Raw genomic sequence first — 4,654 nt, 5'->3', positions numbered from 1 at the left:
TCTGTAATAGTATCAGGATATCTGTCTGAAACATTAAAAGTCAATGTATTACCTTGAGCATTGGGTCGAGTCGTATAATATCTATTTGTCATATAGTAGCTTTCATCACCCATATTGCTTGTATATTCGTGATACTCGACTTCTGGATGGGTACTCAAGAGTTTAGAGATGTTATCGTTTACCTTAAAGCCTTTACTGGTTTGGTAGCTAGAATCGAAAAATTCAACTGAGATTAGAGTGTCACGCAAAAACAGCAATTGAAATTCTGAGTTGCTACTATCCATAGAGCACTCATTGATAGTGTGCTCTAAATTTAAAGACATACCTAATTTAGATTCAATATCTTCAATAGTATCGAGTAGAGTAAAGTTTTTAGTACCACTCGCTGTAATAATTTTATCGCTGACAGTATTGGTTCTAATAGGTTCTACATCACTACTTTTCTTGAAATTACTTTGCACTTCTGTGGCTTTGAGGTCACCTGAATCATTATTGTTTATTTTTTCAGCACAAGATGCTAAAAATAAGGTTAGCAAGATAGGTAATATTAATAATCTTATAAGCATATATATCCTCTTAACTTTCTAATAATTAAAACTTACCCATTAACCACAGCCTTCAAAATAACGAATATATGGATTATATAGTCAATCCTTTATAAAAGAGCTACAGCGTTAACCTCGCTTGAAGTATCACATATACATCTGCACTCGGTTGCCTTGTATCTCTTTTAAACTGAATCCACTATAGTTAAGGCTCATGCTTGATACTTCTCCATTTACAGTATCATAGCGCATGCCTATCTTTTTAGAACTATCAGTCCAATATATAAAAATAGGATCATCAGTATGTGGACTATCCAATGTTTCGTCAGGCTGCTTGTTGTGTAGCTTCATTACCGTTTCAACAGTATCTCCAATTTTGACACCCATATATGATGTAAAACTATCAAAATTGGTAGTACCACCTTTAGAGACACTGACACCAGTTAACAGATCACCAAAAAACTGAAAAGATAGTGAGTATTGATGATCTGGATACAGATTAGAGTTTGCGAGGAAACAGTTATCAACACCTTCTAACTGACTCTCGAATTTAGTAAATTCATTCGGTTTAAACTTTTGTCCTAGAGAAATATTACTAATACCATCTTTGTTTAAAACATATTTTTTTTGATTAGATTTAACCAGCTGAATACTTTCTGATGCATTCTTTATTTTACTACTAGTCAATTCTTTGGGCGTTGAGTTGGAATATTTTTTTTCTTCGAGATCTTTAAGACGTAACCAACCTGTCTTTGAACCCTTTAGATAAGAAGTCTCTACCCAATCATCTTTAGTAGATAGTACCTCAATCTCATCACCTGCTATAAAATATGATGAAGTCTTAGAATTAATATTAGGCTGCTTATATATAAAAGCTCTTTCTACATTTATAATATATTCTATAGCATGTAATTCTGAATCTGCATTTATTTTGGATATTTGTTGATTTTTATCTTTAAGTAATATTGCATGTTTACGAGCAGAAACACCTAAGTCAGCAGGAAACTCTTTAAGCATCCAAATTACTTTTTTTTCTTCTAAAGTTAAAATTGCTTTGCCTTGTATGTTATCGAATGAACTATCAAATGTTATTAAATATTGATTATCACCTATAGCAAAGCCTTGAAAATCGTTAAGACAGTCAATTTTCTTACCATACCTACTAATATAGCAATATTTACCTTCAATATTGGATGTAGATAAGTCATCTATATCTACAGATAAAGACGAGATAGGTTCCTGATTAGAGTCGTAAGTATCGACGCTCCATTTACCGAGATACTGTGAGTAGTTGCGACTGTCTGACTGATTAGAGGTAGTTAAGATATTATTTTGTTGATGATTGACCGTTTCTGAACTACAACTGGATTGAAGTAATATTAAAAATGATAATACAATCAATTTTTTAAAAACAGTCATAGTTGATTCCTTATACTCTTTGTCACAAATTAATCTAATTGTGTAAAATACTGTGGACTAAGTTTCAAATATTAGCATTCAAACAACTTTCAACTCTATTGAGCCAACCTTTAATATATTTACTATTTTTAGGTCTCTGTCTTACAAGCATATGGTAATATTCTCTTCGAATAGCCGCTATTCTCTCTAGTAATAGTTTTTGATTCTCAACATTGTTTACGGCTTGTATAGTTTTGGATCCGATAGCGCCATCAATAATACCAACGTCTTGCTTGAATTCGTTAGTAAGTAATTTTTGAACCTCTTTTCCAGCCCCACCCGAAGTAATTGACCAATCATATATCATTAAACCAACCTTGTCGTTTTCAACTTTACAAAAACCTTTAGGCTCCCAATACCTTTTACGATAAATGATCTCAGCTTGTTCAGATGTTATATTTTTTAAGTTATTTTTAGTTGGCTCAAGACCTAAATCAGATTTAGCATATGTCAACCATGTTTTCCACGCAATACCCATATTTGTTTTACCGCCTTTATCAGTCGGATCATCAACATAACCACCTTCGTGACGAAGAATAATTTTAGATACTCTATGAAATTTCTTTGTACAGTCATCTGTAGGTTGAACATTCTCGTTTTCAGGTTCTTTATGAATAACATCAATATCTTTAATATCTGCTACTAATCCTTGAAGATGGAGATGATTATCATGCCCTCGATAAGGTCCACAATGTGGCAAAATATAACTCTTATTTATACCTGCTTTAGGATTAGTAAAATATACACTAAGCATTTTTACTATTGAATTGTCAGGTCTTTTTCTTTTGCCCCAACCAAACTCATGCATAGTATTAACAAGTCTTATGTTTCTCTCATGATCATATTGAGAATCATAATTATGATCGTCTAATATCATCTCTAAAGCTTTTTTGTCTTTTCTAAGATATCTTATATCAATGCATTTACCATTAGTATGACTACTACTAGGGCCAGGGCTTCCGTCAATTTTACTAGCTCCGTTAAAAGAGATATCATCATATCCTAATTTACATAGCGCTCCTAAAAATGTAGCCATCGCAACCCCAGACAAATAATAGCGTTGATACTCTTTAGAATTCATAAATATATTATAGCTGACTTTGCCTTTTCTATATTTTGACAATCTTTTCTCTTTTTCAACTGATGATATATTATTGTCATCAATCTGACTGCCATCATATTTACTACTTTCACTATCTCCACCAATATTAACTAAATATACATCTTTTCCTCCACCGTAACGTGGCGTTTTAATATATTTAGTTTTCCCTAAATAGTGTTTACTGCCACCTTCATCGTAATAAACGAATGCAGCATATTTTTCTGCTTTGGGGTGCTGACGTTCTATACGTCCATCAAAATAAATATGATAAACAGTCGTATCACTGTCATAGGTAATTTGTTCGACAGGGTTCCCCTTTTGATTATTACCGGTTTCTTTCTTCACATCTAATTTGGGTTCATCAACTTTACCCTTATTTTGGGTAGGATTGGTATTAGATGGTGTAGTATCCTCCTTATCACCAAATAATGTGTCATATAACTTCTCACTTGCATCAGTGACACTTTCCATCGCCTCAAGTGTTCCTTTTATTATTTTTTGCTGCCCATCCTTGATAGCTTCTTCTGCTCTATCAATCATAGCGTCTGCTTCATCATGAATATCTTTAACACTATCCCAAGCTTTATCGTACCAGGGTTGCTCTGAATCTACAGGTTCACTACCCTTAGTTTTTGTAGCAGGCGGCTTCGTCGAAACTGATGGAGAAGGCTTATCTTCCGTTTCTTTGCCGACATCACCGATTTGAACTGGGACTTTTAACCAATGACCTGCGAATATCTTATGAATACTTTTTATTTTTGGATTCAAACGCTTTAATGTTGCAATGTCCGTGTTATGTTTTTTAGCAATACTTTCTAAGGTATCACCTGTAACTACTTTGTAATCTTTACGCTTGATACTACCTGCTTCGTTGCCATGTTTTTTTAGTTTTGAGTCAATTAAAACTGCACTGATTTTAGCCTTAATTTTAAGTCTATTTTCTTTAACTGGTGGTAACGATATATTTCCAGCTTTTTTAAAGTCTTTAGTTCCTATTTTTACATAAAGACAAAGCTTAGTATGGATAGGTTTAACAAACTCATAAGTTGCCCCTTTACTATTAGTTTTACCTTTAACGACGTGTTCCTCTTCCTCATTACTGTTAACTGCTGTGACCTTGTATTCAATATTTTTCAGAACTTTGCTTTGCGCATCAAGCAATACAAACCATGCAGTAAGCTTTTTTTGACTATTTGACATTATTCTTCATCCTCTAAAAAAGCGATATCTTCTGCGGGCGCATTACAAGCACATTCTGCGTCTGAGTATTCGAACTCTACTTCATCAATAGTCTCAGGCTCTTCATGTTCTGTATCAAATTCTACACTCCAGTTATCTAAGTATCCTACTAATACCTCAACTTCTTGAGACTCCATTGACATCAACCGACCAGTCCGTCCATGTTCATCTAACGTTCCTTCAACTATCTGACCATCACCTAACATTGCTACGTAATCAACCTCATCAAAATTTGCATTCACAAACAAATCATAAACATCGAGTTTATTACTAAACAGCGGAATAGTATCAGGCATCATCGGAAGCGAGT

The 4,654-nt window shown here is 33.7% G+C and carries 4 protein-coding genes; all 4 read right to left on the bottom strand.

Annotated elements, in window-relative coordinates; genetic code table 11:
- Positions 1–566 (bottom strand): hypothetical protein (locus ACT3RN_RS14555; protein ID WP_444518752.1); only part of this gene is annotated, 566 nt, incomplete at its 3' end.
- A 126-nt stretch (positions 567–692) separates the two neighbouring features.
- The gene (locus tag ACT3RN_RS14550) at positions 693–1,964 is read right to left on the bottom strand and encodes a hypothetical protein (RefSeq protein ID WP_444518751.1); all 1,272 of its coding nucleotides are present in this window, start codon (positions 1,962–1,964) and stop codon (positions 693–695) included.
- 64 nt (positions 1,965–2,028) lie between these two features.
- Positions 2,029–4,305: a glycosyl hydrolase 108 family protein gene (locus ACT3RN_RS14545; RefSeq protein WP_192520518.1), complete on the bottom strand. Its 2,277-nt coding sequence runs from the start codon at positions 4,303–4,305 to the stop codon at positions 2,029–2,031.
- The coding region (locus tag ACT3RN_RS14540; RefSeq protein ID WP_444518750.1) for a hypothetical protein at positions 4,305–4,654 on the bottom strand (350 nt) is incomplete at its 5' end. The genes ACT3RN_RS14545 and ACT3RN_RS14540, both read right to left, overlap by 1 nt.

The sequence above is a fragment of the Psychrobacter sp. AOP5-GZ1-6 genome, from assembly GCF_052376345.1.
Lineage (GTDB): Bacteria > Pseudomonadota > Gammaproteobacteria > Pseudomonadales > Moraxellaceae > Psychrobacter.
The sequence above is the reverse complement of the archived record's forward strand: the minus strand, read 5'-3'. Positions and strand labels throughout refer to the sequence as shown.

Bases quoted from the DNA above. Each gene is read 5' to 3' on its own strand.
- ACT3RN_RS14545 (WP_192520518.1), bottom strand. From the start codon at position 4,305: ATGTCAAATAGTCAAAAAAAGCTTACTGCATGGTTTGTATTGCTTGAT.
- ACT3RN_RS14550 (WP_444518751.1), bottom strand. From the start codon at position 1,964: ATGACTGTTTTTAAAAAATTGATTGTATTATCATTTTTAATATTACTT.